The organism is Streptococcus sp. 714, assembly GCF_013277115.1.
In the GTDB taxonomy this organism is placed as follows: domain Bacteria; phylum Bacillota; class Bacilli; order Lactobacillales; family Streptococcaceae; genus Streptococcus.
The window spans coordinates 93242-110133 of record NZ_VMMH01000010.1 but is presented as its reverse complement, the minus strand read 5'-3'; the positions used below and the strand labels follow the sequence as shown (position 1 = coordinate 110133).

Genomic DNA, 16892 nt, shown 5'->3' with positions numbered 1-16892 from the left:
GTCAACAACTTGATGACTTTTTTGTTATACTAGAGATGAGATGAAATAATTTAAGAGTCACAAGGCTCTAAGCTCTTTAGAACGAAGACAAACGTCATTTTTGGCGTTTGTTTTTTGTTATGGCTTCAAGCCAGTTTTTCTCGTAGAGAAAAACCTGACAAGGCTTCTAGCTTCCATTTATTTTTCCAAGTATAATCTAATTGTTCAGGTTAGATAAAGGAGGAAAAATAAATGGCTAAAACCAGTTACAGTTTATCACATACCAAATGGATGTGAAAATATCATATAGTTTTTACACCTAAGTATCGCAGTAAGACGATATATTACAAAGTAAGGTCGAATTTGATAGATATTATCAAACATCTATGCCGTTGTCGTGGCGTTGAGATTATCGAAGGTCATATGATGCTGGACCATGTACACCTGCTTGTACTGATACTTCCCAAACTTTCGATTTCCGATTTTATTGGGTATCTCAAGAGTAAAAGTGCATTGATGATATTTGATAAGCACGCTAATTTAAAATATAAGTATGGAAATCGAAAGTTTTGGGCTAGGGGATACTATGTAAGTACCGTTGGACTAAACGAAAAGACCGTAGCTAAATATATTCGCGAGCAGGAAAAGAATGACATTGCACTCGATAAGCTGAGTGTAAAAGAATATGAAGATCCGTTTTCTGATGGCGGTTTTAGAACAAGGTAAAAGCCCGTTGTGACGGGCATTAGTCAAGTAATATAGCACGACCTGAACGAAGTTCAGCTAGCGTCTTTAGACGTCGCTGGAGAGAAACGGCTTATAGCCGGTGTACAAGCCACCCGTTTTCACGGGTGGTTATGACTTTGGTATTCTCGTAGTGCTTGAAGGTTATTTTTCATCTGTAACACCTTCTTTCTATAATTGCTAAATGCGTAGGTCAATGTTACTCTTGAATTTTACTGACGACACGTTACTTAGGGCGTTGCCTTAAGTGTATCTGTTTGCTGGCTATTAGAATCGCCAGTTTACTGTCAAAGCTAGTAGAGCTGCAACCTTCGGGAGATTTGCCTCCGGCAATCTCCCTCGTCTTTGTCTTCTAGCTTTGACTGTAATTAACGAAAACTTTATCATAAGCTATACATTGATTATCATAGACTTTGTATAACCGTTTTGGTATAATTGAGGTGGTTTTATAATAAAGCTCCAAATGATATAGTAGAGCTTTATTAGCTAGCAATTATGCACTTAAAAATATTATGAGATGCCAAAATAATACCATTTGGATATAAATATAATACTATCCTTTTGGTTATAAGTCAATAAAAAGTATGGAAAAACTTAAATATGTTAAAAGATAATTTAAAAAAAGTAAGACTTAATAATGGATTAACTCAAGCTCAAGTTGCAGAAAGATTAGGAGTATCACAAGCTCAGTATGCAAGGTGGGAAAGTGGAGGAAGGAATCCTAAATATGAGACAATCAAGAAACTAGCTGATGTTTTCAATACAACAACGGAAGCATTAAATGGAAGATATGATGGAATTGAGGAGATCGTGAGAATACTTAGAGAATATGATTTGACAGATGAAGATAAAAACGAAATATATAATATGGTAGAGCAATATCTTAAGGAGAGAAAATATGAGTAGTGTTTTTGATAAATTTGTGTGTCCGATTATAAAATTTTTAATTTTCGCATTAGCTAAACTGCTATTTGATATTCTAGTCCTAACAGCTACTGGTTGGGAATATACTAATTTTATTTTTTTTGAGGCATTTTTTGCTTCTTGTTGTTTATTTTTTAAATATATAAAACAAAGTAAAAGACAACAAGAAGAGGTAGTATTAAATACCCAATTTAATTCTTCATTTTTTAAAAATACTCATTATAAAATTTATAAATCACGATTTATCAAGTTTTCAAAAGATAATAAAGTCATATTGCTATTTTTATTTCTATCTAATAGAGATTTATTATCTATCATTGAAAACTCAAATAAAGAATTCTTTCCTATGATTAACAAAATAGAATTTAAGAATGAAAATTTAGAAAACTGTTTACTCGATTTTCTAGGGTTTTTGAACAGTGAGCAAAATCTTGTTAACTTTTTGTTCAGTTGCTATTTTTGCCTGATTGTATGGATTTTTATTAACCAAATTGATTTCCAATTGATTGAAATAGTTAGTTCGCATAAGGAGGGTGGGAATGACAAAAAGTAAATTAATTAGGGATATTGCTGAAGAATCTATTAGTTTAGAAAGCGCACTTTTAAGATTAAGAGTAATTACGTATTCATTAAAAAATTCTGAACTGCAAAAATGGATTGAAAATGAGTTAAGAGGATATAAGATAGATGATGAAATTCCTCAGTATAGGAAAGGTATTGCGTATTATATAAGATACTCAGGGATAAATAGAAATTTTACAGTTAGGTCAGCACCACTGTCAGAATCATATTTTACAGATGAAATAAAAAAATTTTTAAGAGAACGGCAAATTACTAATGGTATAGGTACGATTGAGCGTAATTTATCAATAGAAATGAGATATGACCTAATTGAACTTGCCCCAATGGTTTATAGTGCAAGTAAATGTGCTATTCAGTGTTATACATTAGAACAAGTAGTAAATAAAGCTAGTTTAGAGAATATCTTAAGTAATGTGAAAATAAAGTTGATTGATATATTACTAGATTTAGAATCGAAGTTTGGTGAACTAGACCAGTTAGATATTGATGTAAAATGTATTAGTAGTGAGGAACTACAAACAGTAAATGAAACATTGTTAGATAAAATTTATTATGATGGGAAAAGAGAAAACTATGAGTGAGTTCTTAAGTTACTTTTTGAATAATTCGACGTTATTAGGTGCATTTATTTCAATAATATCTTCATCGATTACTCTGCTTATACAAGCATATATCAAGAAGTATTTGATGGAACAAGGGGAAACCAATATTTACTATAAAACAGTTTACAATAAAATTTCATCAAATCCTTGGGGGTTTTATAAAGAAAATAATGAACTATATTTTGACCTACCACTATGGATTGAAATCCATAATACAAAAGGAACTAGACAGATTGTGAGAAATCTAAATTTATCTTTATATTCGGCTGGAAAATTTGTTTCTAAAACAAAACAGTCAACGCATTCTAGGAGAACTGTTTTGGGAGATAATGGTTCATATTCATTCTTAGTTGATGCAGGAGAAATAAAAAGATACGACTTGGAATTCATTATAGAAGGGAAAGATATAGACTTTCATGACTTTGATGAAGTTAGATTATCTTATTTTGATACAAATGATAAGTATAAAGAATATAAAATATTTGAAATTAAAGATTCATGGAAACAGTCTAATTATAAAATAAGTGATGATTGGAAAAAGTTACAGTAGGAGAAGAATATGGATTTTGAAAAGTTTGAAAAAAATAATAGGTTTCAACTACTCAGAAATAAAATATTAAGAATAAGTGATGGTGACCTAGTAAAAAAAGACTTAATCTCAGGATTAATGCTATTAAGTATAATTGCTTATATTTTAGGAACTATAAAATTTTTATGGGATAATTTGTTGGCAGTTTTATTTAATGATTTAATTATCTATGCAACTGTTTTGCATGCTAATATTAAACAACTACTCAATTATTTAATAGGGTATTCTACGAGAATAGATTTGAGTGAATTTCCTGAATTAAAGGTTCCAAATATTGGAAATACGTTAAATGTTTTCGGTGTCCTAATAATAAGAATAATAATTGTTGGTATTATACTCTTCATCATTTATCGGATGTTTAAGCAAGAAAGTTTCATTAATCAAATAATTAAAAGTCTTGCAATAATTATCTTTTCAGTTATAGTTTATGGTGAATATCAGATTACAATTTTCATTGGAGTAATTATCATTTCAATCCCTTTAACACAACTTGGTAAAGGGAGTGTATATAGGTTTCTATGCAATATAATTCTATTTCTAGGGCCATTAAATCTTATAGAGAATGATAGATTTGATGGAAATCAAATAGATACAATAAAAACATTAGTTCAAGTTCTAGCATGCTATATAATTTCTTTAATAGTTTCCGTACTATTTAAACTACCATTTGGTATTTGTCTGTTGTTAGTCTTAGTTTTAGTAATGAGATTCGGCCTACAATTTCAAACAAAGAATCCGCATTTAGAAATTCTATTAAAATCCATTATCTATATTTTAGTATTTACTACTGTATTGTTAACTGAACAAATAAAGGATAATGAAAGCATCTTTACGGTATTATTTGCGTTATATTTTGCGCTGGATAGATTTTTTAGTTTATACAATGAAATAGAAACTCTTGTAAAAAAAGATGAAATTAATTATTATTTGTATTTTGATAATTCATTTGAACTTTTAGAGCAAAAATATTTAACTGATGAATTTTTAGTAGCTACAATTGCTGAAATAGATGAGATTAAATTATTGGGTCAATTAATAATAAGAACAGAACTTGAGATGAAAGATAGTTTCGAAAACTTATTACAATTAATTAGAGAAAAAAGAAAAATAGAATATGAGAATTACCAGTTATTAATATTATCACTTGAATATAGAATAAAGAAAAAAGAAAATGAAAAACTTACAATAAAAAATTTCATTAAAAACAAATTAAATGATGAAAAATTGCTGGACAACCAAAAGGTACTCCCAATAGAATTTTTAGTTCTCTATGGTGAGGAATTAAAAGTACAAAAGCAATATAAAAGAGCTACTGAATTTTTGAGATTTTCAGGATATTATAGTTCGTATTATTATATAGAGAGTTATAATGAGTGTATGCAAAAAATTGAAAAGAGAAAAAAATAATTCTTTAAATGAGTTTTTTCGTATTGCAATGCGTGGTAGCTTTCGGGTAGCTAAAGAAACAAAATGAACTATTTTTCTATCGGTATACATAAAAAGAATGTTGATTTGTCAGCATTCTTTTTTATTTCAAATGTATTCTCGGAATTAGAACTTGGGGGTTATTAAACTCTTGATTTTTTCCATCAGCTATGGTCTCCTTTTTGTTAGTTAATAAACTTACAAAAAGGAGAACAAATGTTTTCACCCACTAAATTAAAAGAAAAAAGAGAAAGTCAAGGGTTATCGCAATCACAACTTGCATCCAGTTTGGGAATCAGTAGAGCCTCATACTTTAATTGGGAATCAGGTAAAACAAAACCGAATCAAAATAATCTAAGTAAGTTGAGCCAGATTTTAACTGTCGACCCTTGCTATTTTGAATCAGAGTATGAAATAGTTGAAACTTATCTCAAGCTAACGGAAAAGAATCAAAAAGCGACACTTCATTATGCTACAGAATTGTTGAACAAACAGAATGAGAAGGTTGTAGACATTCCTGAGCGTTTTGCTTATAAGGTCTACGAAAAATTATCAGCTGGTACAGGAACAGCTTATTTTGATGATGGTAATTACGATACAGTTTACTTTAATCACCAATTTGATTATGATTTTGCATCATGGGTGTTTGGTAATTCGATGGAACCAACATACGAAAATGGTTCTGTAGCCCTTATTAAGCAAACAGGATTTGATTATGATGGAGCTATCTATGCCATAGATTGGGATGGTCAAACCTATATCAAGAAAGTGTATCGTGAAGAAAATGGGCTACGTTTAGTTTCACTCAATCGGAACTATTCAGATAAGTTTGCGCCTTATGATGAGAATCCTCGTATCATAGGGAAAATTGTTGGAAACTTTATGCCTTTAGAGGACTGAGTATGACTTGGTTTGATTATAGTCTCGAACCTAAAAGCGATATTGCCTTTATTGATATGAAATCTTTTTATGCAAGTGTGGAGTGTGTAGATAGAGGCCTGCATCCACTTAAGACTTCACTTTGTGTTATGAGTCGAGCAGATAATTCTGCTGGGTTAATCCTTGCTTCCTCTCCTATGTTTAAGAAGATATTTGGGAAATCAAATGTTGGACGTTCCTATGATTTACCATTTGATGTAAAGACTAGAAAGTTCTCTTACTATAATGCTAGAAAACAAGGTTTGCCGACAACGATAGACTATGTCCGTTATATAGAGGACTGGGCAAAATCAACAGTGATTGTTCCTCCGAGAATGGATACTTATATTGCAGTCAATATGGAGATTCAAAAAATCTTTCAAGATTTTGCAGCACCAGAAGATATTTATCCCTACTCAATTGATGAAGGATTTATAGATTTAACCAGTTCATTAAATTACTTTGTGCCTGATAAAAGTATTAGTCGAAAAGATAAGTTAGACATCATCTCAGCTGCTATTCAAAAAAAGATTTGGAGAAAAACAGGAATCTATTCAACGGTAGGTATGTCTAATGCCAATCCCTTATTAGCTAAGTTAGCACTAGATAATGAAGCTAAAAAGACTCCGACAATGAGAGCCAATTGGTCCTATGAAGATGTTGAAAAGAAAGTATGGTCTATCCCTAAAATGACAGATTTCTGGGGAATTGGGAATCGTATGGAGAAGAGATTACATAGTTTAGGAATCTTTTCGATTAAAGAATTGGCACAAGCTAATCCTGACTTGATTAAAAAAGAGCTTGGTATCATGGGCTTAGAGTTATGGTTTCATGCTAATGGGATTGATGAAAGTAATGTTCATAAACCTTATAAGACAAAGTCAAAAGGGATAGGGAACTCTCAAGTTTTACCTAGAGATTATGTCAAACCAAGAGATATTGAGATCATACTTCGTGAGATGGCAGAACAAGTTGCGGTTAGATTGAGAAGAGCTGGTAAGAAAGCAACTGTAGTTTCTATACACTTAGGGTATTCTAAAGTGGAACAGAAACGATCTATTCATACTCAAATGAAGATTGAACCAACCAATCAAACAGCACTACTGACAAACTATGTTTTAAAGTTATTTCACACTAAATATACTTCAGGAGCTATCAGAAGTGTTGCAGTGAGCTATTCAGATTTAGTAGATGAATCATTTGGATTGATTTCATTATTTGATGATGTTGAGAAAATAGAAAAAGAAGAAAGGCTCCAGTCCGCAATTGATGCTATTCGAACAGAATTTGGTTTTACTTCACTATTGAAAGGGAATGCCCTGGATCAAGCTTCTAGAACAATCGCAAGAAGTAAACTCATTGGTGGTCATTCAGCTGGAGGATTAGATGGACTAAAATGATGAATCGTTCTTATTTACCTTTTTTGTCTGCAAGAGAGTATCAAGACCGTGGGATGGCTAAGTGGATGGGATTCTTTTTGTCAGAACATTCCAGTTCTCTTTGGGAAGAAAAAAATAGAGAAGACATCTCCATTTCCCTATCAATGGAGGAGAAAGTTCTATTTGTTCGTCAACTTTATACGAATGTATTCCCAGCAACTTTTGTTTGTAAGCTCTCAAATAGAAGAAAAGTAGTATCGGGTATTGTTAAAGAGATTGGGAGAGAGTCTATATCCATTAAATCAGACTCTGGTTTTCTTCGATTAAGATGGGGAGATATACTCGATATACAGATAGAAGGGGTAGATTTATATGAATCGTAAAGAATTATATGATGATAAATTACAGCTAGATTATTTTTCTGATTCTCATTTAAGGTTTGAGTCAGATTTTTACAAGTATTCTGCTTTAGATATACCATTAACATTTATCACTGATGATATTTTACGCACCATGGCTATGTCTCAGAAACATTATTTTAAATTAAACAAAAGCAAATCTTTAGACAATCGTGATCATTACTTTGTTTTTTCTATCAAGATGAACAAAGATAGTAGTGGGATTAGGCAGTATGAATATCAGAGACATTGTTTTAATTTGTAAGAGTCCGACAGGGCTCTTTTTTCTGTGATAATTTTATCAAAAAGTATTTGTTATACTTTTTTTAATTTTGATTTATCTTGGGGGTTTGGGGGCGTGCCACCACATTTTCATATCGTTTGTTTTTTAAACCGTGAGATTTGAAATGGCAGGCGATATGATTTTTGGGATATTGTGGACACAATATCTGAGCTCGCAAAGCCTTACAAAAATGTTGAATCTATTTTGAAAAATGTACTGACAGTGTCTGTAAGCTTACATTGTCAGTACAGGTATCAATGAGGTAGGAAAGTTATATGAAAAGAGATATACGTAGTATTCGGAAACAATTTCGCTTAACAGAAACGGAAGAAAAACAAATACTAGATTTAATGAGAGAGAAAGGAGAGGATAATTTTTCTGATTTTCTCCGTAAAAGTTTACTATTGTCTGATGGACAAAAACAGATGGAAAAATGGTTCAACCTTTGGAAAAATCAAAAGTTGGAACAAATTAGCCGTGATGTTCATGAAATATTAATAATTGCTAAAATAAATCATCAGGTTACTCAAGAACATGTTTCTATTCTGTTAACTTGTATTCAAGAATTAATTAAAGAGGTAGAAAAAACAAGTCCTCTTAGTGAAGATTTTAGTAACAAATACATGAGGTAGTAGAGTGGAACATCGATATAGAACGAATTTAAAAAAAGTCTTTTTATCTGATCTCGAATTAGTCAAATTAAATGAAAATATCTCAAAAAGTAACTGCTTATCCTTTTCAGAATATGCTAGACGAACTCTATTAGATCCTGGTATGAATTTCATCACCATTGATACAAATAGTTATCAAGATTTAATTTTTGAATTAAAACGAATAGGAAATAATATTAATCAAATCGCCAGAAGCATAAATTATTCGAACTTAATAACGGAAGTTGAATTAGATGAATTGAGAAAAGGTATAGAAGAGTTAATAGTAGAAGTGGAGAAAGATTTTCTTATCCAATCTGAAAAATTGAGGAAATTTTATGGTCATCACTAAACACTTTGCGATACATGGAAAAAATTATCGTAGTAAACTAATCAAATATATTTTGAATCCAAGTAAAACAAAAAACCTAACACTAGTTTCAGATTTTGGCATGAGAAATTATTTAGATTTTCCTAGTTATAAAGAACTAGTGAAGATGTACAATGATAATTTTTTAAGCAATGATACTCTTTATGAATTTCGTCATGATAGGCAAGAAACAAATCAAAGAAAAATTCATTCTCATCATATCATTCAGTCCTTTTCTCCAGATGACCATCTTACTCCAGAACAAATCAATCAGATTGGTTATGAGACAGTTAAAGAGTTAACAGGTGGTAGATTTCGATTTATCGTGGCAACTCATGTTGATAAAGATCATATCCACAATCACATCATCCTCAATTCAATCGATAAGAATTCTGATAAAAAGTTTCTATGGGATTATAAAGCAGAACGTAATCTAAGAATGGTTTCAGATCGTCTTTCAAAAATTGTAGGCGCAAAAATTATAGAAAATCGTTATTCTCATCATCAGTATGAAGTTTATCGAAAAACAAATTACAAATACGAAATAAAACAACGAGTATATTTTCTAATCGAGAACTCGAAAAATTTTGAAGATCTTAAGAAAAAAGCTAGAGCTTTAAATTTAAAAATTGATTTTAGACACAAGCATGCCACCTTTTTTATGACGGATTCAACTATGAAACAGGTGGTGCGTGATAATAAATTGAATAGAAAACAACCTTATAATGAAACTTACTTTAAGAAAAAGTTTGTTCAAAGGGAAATCATAAATATCTTAGAATTTCTTCTTCAAAAAATGAAGAATATAAATGAATTGATTCAACAAGCAGAATTGTTTGGTTTAAAAATAATTCCTAAAGAAAAACATGTTCTATTTGAATTTGATGGGATTAAGCTTTCAGAGCAGGAATTGGTAAAAACGAATCAGTATAATGTTAGTTATTTTCAAGACTATTTTAATAACAAAAATAAAACTGTTGTCTTAGATAATAAAAATTTAGTTGAACTTTACAATGAAGAAAAGCTAATTAAAGAAAAAAAGTTGCCGACAGAAGATGTGGTATGGAAATCATATCAAGATTTCAAGAGAAATAGGGATGCTGTTCATGAGTTTGAAGTAGAGTTGAATCTTAATCAAGTTGAAGAAGTAGTAGAAGATGGAATTTACATTAAGGTACAGTTTGGTATCCGACAAGAAGGACTTATTTTTGTACCAAATATTCAAATCAATATGGAAGAAGAAAAAGTTAAAGTATTTCTGAGAGAAACTAGTTCTTACTATGTATATCATAAAGATTCAGCAGAAAAAAATCGCTTTATGAAAGGTAAAACTTTGATTAGGCAATTTAATCTTCAGTATGAACCGCAGTATATGTATAGAAGAATTCCTCTTAGCAAAATTAAAGAAAAAATAGAACAATTAGATTTTCTTATATCTTCAGAAAATAGTCCGAATACTTTTGAAGACATAACAAAAGATTTTATTGACCGAATATCATATCTAGAGAATATGATTCAACAAGTCCAAGATAAAATTGATAATTTGTCTAGTTTAGAGGAAATATTGTTGAATGATATGGAAAATGGTTCAGGAAATTTAGAAGATAATATTAATGTCAAAATATCAGTGGACACAATAGAGAAAGATTTGTTCATTTATAAAGGAAGGCTTGAAAAACTGAAGGAACAACATAGGGAAGCTATAAATTTATTTGAGATGTTTAATCGTACGATAAAGAACTACCAGAAAACAAAAAATACGAAATCTATCAAGGAAAATGAGATACATATAGAGTAAACAATTTCCTAAAAAGTATGTATATAAGACTTTCGTGTGCCAATTTGTCACATTTCATAAAATAAGAAAGTAACTATACTATACTTATTTTAGGAGACATTATATGTTGAAAAGGATTAGAGATTTACGTGAGGATACTGATTTGACACAAGAATATGTTGCAAAAACAATCTTAAATTGTACAAGATCAGCGTATTCTAAAATGGAATCAGGTAGCAGGTTAATCTCTATAGACGACCTTATCAAACTTGCAGATTTTTATAATGTAAGTTTAGATTACCTTGTAGGTCGAGTGGATAATAAAGAAGACCATTACTCTAAAAAGTATTAGGTGAAGAAAGCACATTGACAATTGAATAGTCCAAAATGGTACTTTCCTCATTTGTGGAGCAGATTTGAATGGTTCGCCATGATAAGAGCGATTTTAAAACCATCAATAAAATAGAGCGATACTTTATATGCCATGATACAAATGATATACAATGATACTTCTGACCGTTCAGGCTGCCATCGTGAAAGAGCAGCAAGTGAAATTCTTATGATGACTTCATCAGTCATGCCGTGGAGGAGAAAATATTTTTTAGGAAGGATGATGACATGAATATAAAATATATATCTGTCGAAAATTCCATTGCAGAATGGGCCGATAAAAAAGGAATTCTAAAAAGATGGGATGGTTTAAATCAATATACATTGAACAGATGGATTAAAGAAATGCGAGAAAACAGAACATTTTCCATGTATGTAATTAACCCAACCCATAAACTTGTTTTCATTAATCTAGAAGGATTTGAAAGTTTCTTAAGATGGAAGCAAAAGCGGACAAAATAAGGAAGTCATGGTATAATATAGGGTAGTTATTTATTCTATACAACAATGATTTATTTCTTTTTAAGAGTTAAGAGGAATTAAATTATGTATTATGTAACTAAAACAAATTCAAAAGGGCAACCCTTATATCAAGTGGTTGAAAAGTACAAAGATCCACTAACAGGAAAGTGGAAATCAGTAACTGTAAGTTAGACTAAGAATACCAGTAGGGCGAGAAAACAAGCTGAAAGAGAGGTTCTTGATAAAATAGATAGACTAACTACTTCATTTGAAAGTCAGTTTAGCCCTGAACTGATCACAACATTTGGAGAGTTAAAAGAAAATTGGTTTCAGACTTGGTGTGTCTCTGTTAAACCACAAACAATTCAGAGAGAACTACTGGTTATGAAGCGTCTTGGGAAAATTATAGGAGATGATTTTTTATTAGACAGGATTACTCCACTTCTGATGAAAAAAAGTCTCAATAAATATTTAGAAATGTATGATGCATCGCCTTCAACAATGACTCATATAAAAAGTACTTGTAATAAGATTTTTAATCATGGTGTGTTATATAATGTCATTAAGTTTTCTCCTATGACTGCGGTAAAACTAGATATTTCACTAGAGAAAAGGCGTAAAGCAAAAGAAAGACATGATTCTAAATTTCTAGAAATCCATGAATTACACGCATTTTTTGATGTATTACGCCAATGCAGAAATGCAAACTATTATGATCTTGCTATAGTATTATTGCTGACAGGTATTCGAATTAGTGAAGCTGCATTTTTACCATCAGATATTGATTTTGAAAAAGGAATCTTGCATATTGATAAGGCACTTCAATATCATTGTTTAAAAGTTGAACAATTTCATTTTGATACAACTAAAACACTCAATTCAATTAGAGAAGTAGCTTTGCCTGAAGCGGCAAGCGAAGCTATTAAAAGGACAATACAGAGAAATAAAGAGTTTGATGCTTATATGGAGAAACATCCCTGTCCTGCTTTTACACATTCTGAAAGTGTATTTAGAACAGAATACGGCTCTCCAATAACATCAAGCACTTTTCGTCAAATTTTGAAACGAATAGAAGGAAAATTATTGACAAATTGTTTAAGTGACTATGGTTTTAAGTGGGTAAAACATGTTACTCCCCATTCGTTTAGGCATATGCATATTAGTTACCTTCAAAGTAATGAGATGCACATAGCAGTGAAAGATATTATGACTAGAGTAGGACACGCTAACTTTGAGACAACAATGGGCTATACACATAATATAAATCGTTCACAAGAAAATACTGTAAAAGCCTTAAATCAATTTGTAGAAAATCACAATTTCCATTTTGAAGAATTGAAAAGTTATACCTGTAAATATTCCAGAATGGTTGAAAAATTCATTGAAACTAGTGATAATAGCAATAAAGTAGAATTAAGTGTTGATGAGTTCAAAGACTTGTTACATCTTAGTCCACGTTATTCACCTAAAAATATTGTTTCAAATTTACTATTAAAAATCAAAAAAGATATTGTCAAATACCACCCACAGTTTGATATAAAGATTGTGAAATCAAGTGAGAATCAAATCAGAGGTTTTTCCATTGCATGGTAGTTTTGGTGTTCGCTTGGTGTTTAGACAATAGTAAAATAAAATAGGGGCTCTAAACCCTTGCTACGAAAGGAAAAAAACTCAATGGCTACTATTCAATGGTTTCCTGGTCACATGTCTAAAGCGCGTCGACAGGTGCAGGAAAATTTAAAATTTGTTGATTTTGTGACGATTTTGGTGGATGCACGCTTACCTCTATCTAGTCAAAATCCTATGTTGACCAAGATTGTTGGTGATAAACCAAAACTCTTGATTTTAAACAAGGCAGACTTGGCCGATCCAGCAATAACCAAGGAATGGCGTCAGTATTTTGAATCACAAGGAATTCAGACTCTGGCTATCAACTCTAAAGAACAAGTGACTGTAAAAGTCGTAACAGACGCAGCTAAAAAGCTCATGGTTGATAAGATTGCTCGCCAGAAAGAACGTGGGATTAAGATTGAAACCTTGCGTACCATGATTATCGGTATTCCAAACGCTGGTAAATCAACTCTCATGAACCGCTTAGCTGGTAAGAAGATTGCCGTTGTCGGTAACAAACCAGGTGTGACCAAGGGGCAACAATGGCTCAAAACCAATAAAGACCTGGAAATCTTGGATACACCAGGGATTCTCTGGCCTAAGTTCGAAGACGAAACTGTCGCTCTTAAACTAGCCTTGACTGGAGCTATCAAAGACCAGTTGCTTCCTATGGATGAGGTGACCATTTTTGGTATCAATTATTTCAAAGAACATTATCCAGAAAAGCTGGCTGAACGCTTCAAACAAATGAAAATTGAAGAAGAAGCTCCTGTTATTATTATGGACATGACCCGCGCCCTCGGTTTCAGAGACGACTATGACCGTTTCTACAGTCTCTTCGTGAAGGAAGTCCGTGATGGTAAACTCGGTAACTATACCTTAGATACATTGGAAGACCTCGATGGCGACGATTAAAGAAATAAAAGAACTCCTTGCAACAGTCAAGGATTTAGAAAGCCCTATTTTTTTAGAACTTGAAAAGGATGGTCGCTCTGGAGTTCAAAAGGAAATCAGCAAGCGTAAAAAAGCCATTCAAGCTAAATTAGATGAAAATTTGCGTTTGGAATCCATGCTTTCTTATGAAAAAGAACTTTATAAGCAAGGATTGACCTTAATTGCTGGTGTTGATGAGGTCGGCCGTGGTCCTCTTGCTGGCCCTGTAGTCGCGGCAGCCGTTATTTTACCTCAAAATTGTAAGATTAAAGGTCTCAACGATAGCAAGAAAATTCCTAAAAAGAAGCATCTGGAGATTTTCAAAGCAGTTCAAGACCAAGCCTTGTCAATCGGGATTGGTATCATGGATAATCAGGTCATCGACCAAGTCAATATCTATGAAGCGACCAAACTGGCTATGAAGGAAGCAATCTCCCAACTCAGTCCTCAACCTGAGCACCTTTTGATAGATGCCATGAAGTTGGAATTACCAATTTCACAAACCTCCATCATCAAGGGCGATGCTAATTCTCTCTCGATCGCAGCAGCTTCCATAGTAGCCAAGGTGACACGTGATGAATTGATGAAGGACTACGATCAGCAGTTCCCTGGCTATGATTTTGCTGCTAATGCAGGATATGGAACAGCTAAACATCTGGTAGGACTTGAAAAACTAGGAGTTACCACAATTCATCGAACCAGCTTTGAACCAGTAAAATCACTGGTTTCAAGAGAAAAAGAAAGTTAAGTTAGAAGGAATGATTATGGAGGAACAGTCAGAAACACTCAGTTCCAAGAAAGAATTTGCCTTTGCCTCAAGTACTATATTATCCCAAGTTGGACGAGGAATCCTTGTTGGTCTCGTTGTTGGAATTATCGTTGGATCCTTTCGTTTCTTAATTGAAAAAGGATTCCACCTGATACAAGGATTTTATCAAGATCAAGCGCACCTAGTGCGCAATCTTTTTGTACTGGTTTTATTTTACATACTCATCTGCTGGCTCAGTGCGAAATTAACTCGGTCAGAAAAAGATATCAAAGGCTCAGGAATTCCTCAAGTCGAAGCAGAATTAAAGGGATTGATGAATATCAACTGGTGGAGCGTTCTCTGGAAAAAATATGTGCTAGGTATTCTTGCTATTGCCAGTGGACTCATGCTGGGGCGTGAGGGACCCAGTATTCAACTTGGATCGGTCGGCGGTAAAGGAATTGCCAAGTGGCTCAAATCCAGTCCAGTAGAGGAGCGTTCCCTGATTGCGAGTGGAGCTGCCGCTGGTCTAGCTGCAGCCTTTAATGCACCGATTGCAGGACTTCTCTTTGTGGTAGAAGAAGTTTATCACCATTTTTCACGCTTTTTCTGGGTATCTACTCTCGCAGCTAGTCTCGTAGCAAACTTTGTTTCTTTACTCATATTTGGCCTAACACCCGTACTGGATATGCCAGACAATATCCCACTCATGACCCTTGATCAGTATTGGATTTACTTGGTTATGGGAGTTTTTCTTGGACTATCTGGTTTTCTCTATGAGAAAGCTGTGCTCAATGTTGGTCGAGTTTATGATTGGCTTGGTCAAAAAATCCATTTGGATAGGGCTTATTACCCAATTATTGCCTTTATTCTCATCATACCAGTGGGAATCTTCTTACCCCAAATCCTTGGTGGTGGAAATCAGCTGGTTCTTTCCCTAACTGAGCAAGATTTTAGTTTCCAAATTCTATTAGTTTATTTTTTGATTCGCTTTGTTTGGAGCATGATTAGTTATGGAAGTGGCCTTCCAGGAGGAATTTTCCTACCAATTTTGGCGCTTGGCTCCTTACTTGGAGCTCTAGTTGGTATTATTTGTGTCAATCTTGGACTTGTCAGTCAGGAGCAATTTCCTATATTTGTCATTCTGGGAATGAGTGGCTATTTTGGAGCAATATCCAAGGCTCCCTTAACTGCCATGATTCTGGTAACCGAGATGGTAGGCGACATTCGCAACCTCATGCCACTTGGCTTAGTAACCTTAGTAGCTTACATCATCATGGATTTGCTCAAGGGGGCACCAGTCTATGAGGCTATGTTGGAAAAAATGCTGCCTGAAGAAGCGACAGATGAAGGAGAAGTCACACTCATTGAAATCCCTGTATCTGACAAAATCGCTGGAAAACAAGTACACGAGCTCAACTTACCACATAACATCCTCATCACAACACAAGTTCATAATGGTAAGAGCCAAACAGTTAACGGCTCAACCAGAATGTATCTGGGGGATATGATCCACTTGGTAATTCCAAAAAGTGAAATTGGGAAAGTCAAAGATTTGTTGTTGTAGGTTTTTACATAATTTATATTATGTAAACAATTTAATTGAGAAAATTCCAAGGAGGACCTACATCATAATGAGAATACTTGATGTTCTACATAAATTTTATGGTGATTTTGAATTCATTAAAGAAAAGTGTAATGAAAAATACGAAGGCATCCTCATCAATATAAAGGAAGATGAAGATAAAGAATATAAAAGATGCCGCTTGGCAAAAAGAACACCGAAAAAAGAAGGATATTTTACAGCATTTTGGAAAAAAGACCAAAATAACAAGAACATTCCTTATACCAATGAAGATTTGGGAGATGAACTCGTTATTGTTGTTATCGATAATGATAAGAGCGGACTTTTTATTATTTCAAATGAAGAGGCTATCCGTAGAAAAATTCTATCAACAAAAGACAACAATGGGAAAATGTCTATGAGATTTTATCCACCTTGGTGCACAAATTTAAATACAACGGCTCTAGCAACACAAAATTGGCAATTGAAATTTTTTAGAGAAATTGAATTATAAGAATAATTTTTTCTAATTTGAATGGGAAAACGTTAAAAATTTTTTAATGG

Annotated in this window: 19 protein-coding genes and 1 pseudogene; all 20 read left to right on the top strand. The window is 32.8% G+C overall.

The window, feature by feature from the left end; all coding sequences use genetic code 11:
* Positions 1-285 precede the first annotated feature (285 nt).
* The 20 genes and pseudogenes from tnpA (at position 286) to HT718_RS04705 (ending at position 16842) form a co-directional block, all read left to right on the top strand.
* Positions 286-705, top strand: a complete 420-nt coding sequence (gene tnpA, locus HT718_RS04800; protein WP_255265119.1) for an IS200/IS605 family transposase — start codon at positions 286-288, stop codon at positions 703-705.
* A 618-nt stretch (positions 706-1323) separates the two neighbouring features.
* Entirely contained in the window at positions 1324-1629 is a 306-nt protein-coding gene (locus HT718_RS04795; RefSeq protein ID WP_000910344.1) for a helix-turn-helix transcriptional regulator, read from the top strand.
* Complete coding sequence (locus tag HT718_RS04790) at positions 1622-2200, top strand: hypothetical protein (protein ID WP_000099892.1); 579 nt, start codon at positions 1622-1624, stop codon at positions 2198-2200. Before HT718_RS04795 ends, HT718_RS04790 begins: the two co-directional genes overlap by 8 nt.
* Entirely contained in the window at positions 2187-2810 is a 624-nt protein-coding gene (locus HT718_RS04785; protein ID WP_004241055.1) for a hypothetical protein, read from the top strand. Before HT718_RS04790 ends, HT718_RS04785 begins: the two co-directional genes overlap by 14 nt.
* 106 nt (positions 2811-2916) lie before the next feature.
* Positions 2917-3381 (top strand): hypothetical protein, encoded by a 465-nt coding sequence (locus tag HT718_RS04780; RefSeq protein WP_173267648.1) that lies wholly within the window; start codon positions 2917-2919, stop codon positions 3379-3381.
* A 9-nt stretch (positions 3382-3390) separates the two neighbouring features.
* On the top strand, positions 3391-4827 hold the full coding sequence (locus HT718_RS04775) for a beta-carotene 15,15'-monooxygenase (protein WP_173267646.1): 1437 nt from the start codon (positions 3391-3393) through the stop codon (positions 4825-4827).
* Between the two features lie 234 nt (positions 4828-5061).
* Positions 5062-5745: a helix-turn-helix transcriptional regulator gene (locus HT718_RS04770; protein WP_173267644.1), complete on the top strand. Its 684-nt coding sequence runs from the start codon at positions 5062-5064 to the stop codon at positions 5743-5745.
* A 2-nt stretch (positions 5746-5747) separates the two neighbouring features.
* Entirely contained in the window at positions 5748-7163 is a 1416-nt protein-coding gene (locus HT718_RS04765) for a Y-family DNA polymerase (protein ID WP_173267642.1), read from the top strand.
* Positions 7160-7525 (top strand): hypothetical protein, encoded by a 366-nt coding sequence (locus tag HT718_RS04760; RefSeq protein ID WP_048773369.1) that lies wholly within the window; start codon positions 7160-7162, stop codon positions 7523-7525. Before HT718_RS04765 ends, HT718_RS04760 begins: the two co-directional genes overlap by 4 nt.
* The gene (locus HT718_RS04755) at positions 7515-7805 is read left to right on the top strand and encodes a DUF5960 family protein (RefSeq protein WP_050237734.1); all 291 of its coding nucleotides are present in this window, start codon (positions 7515-7517) and stop codon (positions 7803-7805) included. Before HT718_RS04760 ends, HT718_RS04755 begins: the two co-directional genes overlap by 11 nt.
* Before the next feature lie 293 nt (positions 7806-8098).
* A complete protein-coding gene (locus tag HT718_RS04750; RefSeq protein ID WP_000817507.1) occupies positions 8099-8455 on the top strand; it encodes an SAG1252 family conjugative relaxosome accessory protein in 357 nt (118 codons plus the stop codon).
* 4 nt (positions 8456-8459) lie between these two features.
* Entirely contained in the window at positions 8460-8825 is a 366-nt protein-coding gene (locus tag HT718_RS04745; protein ID WP_002933308.1) for a MobC family plasmid mobilization relaxosome protein, read from the top strand.
* Complete coding sequence (locus HT718_RS04740; RefSeq protein ID WP_078352188.1) at positions 8812-10641, top strand: SAG1250 family conjugative relaxase; 1830 nt, start codon at positions 8812-8814, stop codon at positions 10639-10641. The genes HT718_RS04745 and HT718_RS04740 overlap by 14 nt, the downstream gene beginning before the upstream one ends.
* Positions 10642-10744: 103 nt before the next feature.
* Entirely contained in the window at positions 10745-10972 is a 228-nt protein-coding gene (locus tag HT718_RS04735) for a helix-turn-helix transcriptional regulator (protein ID WP_000919635.1), read from the top strand.
* A 266-nt stretch (positions 10973-11238) separates the two neighbouring features.
* Positions 11239-11472: a hypothetical protein gene (locus HT718_RS04730; protein ID WP_001022845.1), complete on the top strand. Its 234-nt coding sequence runs from the start codon at positions 11239-11241 to the stop codon at positions 11470-11472.
* An 84-nt stretch (positions 11473-11556) separates the two neighbouring features.
* Positions 11557-13065, top strand: a pseudogene (locus HT718_RS04725) (site-specific integrase).
* An 81-nt stretch (positions 13066-13146) separates the two neighbouring features.
* A complete protein-coding gene (gene ylqF, locus HT718_RS04720; RefSeq protein WP_049540156.1) occupies positions 13147-13998 on the top strand; it encodes a ribosome biogenesis GTPase YlqF in 852 nt (283 codons plus the stop codon).
* The gene (locus HT718_RS04715; protein WP_140832671.1) at positions 13985-14764 is read left to right on the top strand and encodes a ribonuclease HII; all 780 of its coding nucleotides are present in this window, start codon (positions 13985-13987) and stop codon (positions 14762-14764) included. The genes ylqF and HT718_RS04715 overlap by 14 nt, the downstream gene beginning before the upstream one ends.
* Before the next feature lie 16 nt (positions 14765-14780).
* On the top strand, positions 14781-16331 hold the full coding sequence (locus HT718_RS04710; RefSeq protein WP_173267640.1) for a ClC family H(+)/Cl(-) exchange transporter: 1551 nt from the start codon (positions 14781-14783) through the stop codon (positions 16329-16331).
* A gap of 67 nt (positions 16332-16398) precedes the next feature.
* Positions 16399-16842, top strand: coding sequence for a MepB family protein (locus HT718_RS04705; protein WP_173267638.1), 444 nt, complete (start codon positions 16399-16401; stop codon positions 16840-16842).
* Positions 16843-16892: the final 50 nt, after the last annotated feature.

What these genes read in the sequence shown, in the direction of transcription:
- HT718_RS04795 (WP_000910344.1), top strand. Translation starts at nt 1,324, where the DNA reads ATGTTAAAAGATAATTTAAAAAAAGTAAGACTTAATAATGGATTAACT.
- HT718_RS04790 (WP_000099892.1), top strand. Translation starts at nt 1,622, where the DNA reads ATGAGTAGTGTTTTTGATAAATTTGTGTGTCCGATTATAAAATTTTTA.
- HT718_RS04785 (WP_004241055.1), top strand. Translation starts at nt 2,187, where the DNA reads ATGACAAAAAGTAAATTAATTAGGGATATTGCTGAAGAATCTATTAGT.
- HT718_RS04780 (WP_173267648.1), top strand. Translation starts at nt 2,917, where the DNA reads ATGGAACAAGGGGAAACCAATATTTACTATAAAACAGTTTACAATAAA.
- HT718_RS04775 (WP_173267646.1), top strand. Translation starts at nt 3,391, where the DNA reads ATGGATTTTGAAAAGTTTGAAAAAAATAATAGGTTTCAACTACTCAGA.
- HT718_RS04770 (WP_173267644.1), top strand. Translation starts at nt 5,062, where the DNA reads ATGTTTTCACCCACTAAATTAAAAGAAAAAAGAGAAAGTCAAGGGTTA.
- HT718_RS04765 (WP_173267642.1), top strand. Translation starts at nt 5,748, where the DNA reads ATGACTTGGTTTGATTATAGTCTCGAACCTAAAAGCGATATTGCCTTT.
- HT718_RS04760 (WP_048773369.1), top strand. Translation starts at nt 7,160, where the DNA reads ATGATGAATCGTTCTTATTTACCTTTTTTGTCTGCAAGAGAGTATCAA.
- HT718_RS04755 (WP_050237734.1), top strand. Translation starts at nt 7,515, where the DNA reads ATGAATCGTAAAGAATTATATGATGATAAATTACAGCTAGATTATTTT.
- HT718_RS04750 (WP_000817507.1), top strand. Translation starts at nt 8,099, where the DNA reads ATGAAAAGAGATATACGTAGTATTCGGAAACAATTTCGCTTAACAGAA.
- HT718_RS04740 (WP_078352188.1), top strand. Translation starts at nt 8,812, where the DNA reads ATGGTCATCACTAAACACTTTGCGATACATGGAAAAAATTATCGTAGT.
- HT718_RS04735 (WP_000919635.1), top strand. Translation starts at nt 10,745, where the DNA reads ATGTTGAAAAGGATTAGAGATTTACGTGAGGATACTGATTTGACACAA.
- HT718_RS04730 (WP_001022845.1), top strand. Translation starts at nt 11,239, where the DNA reads ATGAATATAAAATATATATCTGTCGAAAATTCCATTGCAGAATGGGCC.
- ylqF (WP_049540156.1), top strand. Translation starts at nt 13,147, where the DNA reads ATGGCTACTATTCAATGGTTTCCTGGTCACATGTCTAAAGCGCGTCGA.
- HT718_RS04715 (WP_140832671.1), top strand. Translation starts at nt 13,985, where the DNA reads ATGGCGACGATTAAAGAAATAAAAGAACTCCTTGCAACAGTCAAGGAT.
- HT718_RS04710 (WP_173267640.1), top strand. Translation starts at nt 14,781, where the DNA reads ATGGAGGAACAGTCAGAAACACTCAGTTCCAAGAAAGAATTTGCCTTT.
- HT718_RS04705 (WP_173267638.1), top strand. Translation starts at nt 16,399, where the DNA reads ATGAGAATACTTGATGTTCTACATAAATTTTATGGTGATTTTGAATTC.